The organism is Bradyrhizobium sp. (genome assembly GCF_016462955.1).
Taxonomy (GTDB): Bacteria; Pseudomonadota; Alphaproteobacteria; order Rhizobiales; family Xanthobacteraceae; genus Bradyrhizobium.
In genome coordinates this window covers 1-2,070 of sequence record NZ_JAEMSD010000793.1, presented here as the reverse complement: position 1 = coordinate 2,070, position 2,070 = coordinate 1, and the positions used below count along the sequence as shown (strand labels likewise).

The 2,070-nt window shown below is 68.4% G+C and carries 1 protein-coding gene; it reads left to right on the top strand.

All coding sequences use genetic code 11. The features are described from left to right. Window positions 1-1,729, top strand: a 1,729-nt coding sequence (locus JHD07_RS38460; protein WP_291631728.1) for an AsmA family protein, incomplete at its 5' end; no start/stop codon positions are given. Between the last annotated feature and the right edge of the window lie 341 nt (window positions 1,730-2,070).

Genomic DNA, 2,070 nt, shown 5'->3' with positions numbered 1-2,070 from the left:
CTACCAGCCGCTGCTGCGCGAGCGGCTGCCGAATGCCGGCGCCCCGTCGAAGCCGCTCGCGCTCGAGACCCATGGCGCCACGGTCGACCGCATCAAGATCACCGACGGCGAAGTCGCCTTCTCGCGTCTGCGCGACCGCGTCGAGGGCCGCATCAGCGCCATCAACGCCGACGCGACCGTCGACCGCGACCGCAAGGTCAACATCGCCGGCACTGCGCGTGTCGGCGAGCATCCGACCAAATTCGACATCAAGACGACCGTGCCGGCCGAACGTTCGACGTTTCCCGTGGACTTCGCCATCGACATGCCCAGCGTGCTGAAGTCCCAGCTCACCGGCCGCGCCGAGATGCGGCTGAGCGGCAATGTCGTGATGATCAACGGCGTCAATGGCAGGCTCGGCGACGGCGCATTCAACGGCTGGGCCTCGCTCGACATCGCGAGCAAGCCGCTGGTCAAGCTCGATCTCGATTTCCAGAGGCTCGCGCTGCCGCTGGCGAAATCGCCGGAAGGCGCGGCCGGCCAACCCTGGAGCACTGCGCCGATCGACGTCTCCGGACTCAACTATGTCGACGCGCAGGTGCGGATCTCCGCGAACGAGGCCGTCATCGGCGATGCCCGCATCGCGCCGCTGGCGCTCGACGCCAAGCTCGCCGGCGGCGTGCTGAAGGCCGGCACCGCCAATCTCGGCGCCTATGGCGGCCAGGTCTCGGGCGAGGTGATCCTGGATGCGACCACCGGCGCGCCGAGCTTTGCCATGCATTCCGACCTCGTCGGCGTGCGCGCGCTGCCGCTGCTTCAGGGGCTCGCCGAATTCGACCGCATCGACGGCAAGCTGCAGGCCAAGCTCGCCTTGCGCAGCGCCGGCAACAGCCAGCGCGCCCTGATGGCAAACATGCAGGGCACGGCGTTCGTCAACTTCCAGGACGGCGCCATCCGCGGCATCAATGTCGCGCAGATGATCCGCTCGCTGACCACGAGCACGCTGTCCGGCTGGCAGGACAACCAGAATGCGGGCCAGGAGCAGAGCACGGACCTGTCGCAGCTGTCGGCCTCCTTCCGCATCGACAAGGGCCAGGCGGTGACGACCGATCTCAACCTGATCGGGCCGCTGGTGCGCGTGACCGGCGCCGGCACCATCGCGCTCGACACCAAGATGATGGGCTTTCGCGTCGAGCCGAAGCTGGTGATGACGACCGAAGGCCAGGGACGCACCAACGAGCCGGTCGGCTTCGGCATTCCCGTCATGATCCAGGGCTCCTGGTCGCAGCCGCGAATCTACCCTGACATGGCCGGCATGCTGGACAATCCGGATGCCGCCTATGCCAAGCTGCGCGAGATGGGCAAGGGCCTGTTCGGCCCCGACGGCGCCGGGCTCGGCAATCTTCTGGGCAGCCTCGGCAACCTCGGTCTTGGCGGCACCACCGCGCCGGGCGGCGGCAATCCGCCCGGCAATGCCAATCCGCAAGGCTCGCAGCCGGGGCAGAACAATCTGCTCGGCGGCCCGCTCGGCGAAGCGCTCGGCAATCTGATCCAGCAGGGACTTTCCAGCGGCGCCGGGTCCGGTCCTGCTCCCGCTCCGGGCACCGGGCGCAGCCGCAGCATGCCGGCAACGCCGTCGACGCCGGTACCGCAGGCCTCGCCGTCGGCCCCTGATCTGGAGGACCCGCCGGCCGCGCAGCAGGACAGTCAGCCAATGAACGACGTGCTGCGGCAGCTCTTCAATCGATAGGCCGCGCCGACCTTCCCGCATTCGCCTTGCGACGCTTCCGCCGAACCGTTGAAGCTGCGACAATCCACCCATCCGTAAGGCCACAGGGAGTAACCACACCGGCCGGTCCGCCGGCCGCGCGGCGGCCCTGCGGCCTGAATTGTGCTAGAACGGCCCGAACGGGCCTGCATGGCCCATAGCGCCGGCGTCCGTAGCGGCGCGAGAGGATCGGGATGGCAGGAGCGAACGACAAGACACGATCTTTGCGCGGGGGCCTGTTCGCCAAATACGTCGTCTCCCTCGTCGGCCTCGTCGTGTTCGTCCTCGCCGTCAACGGCGCGATGGAGACCTGGATCTCCTAC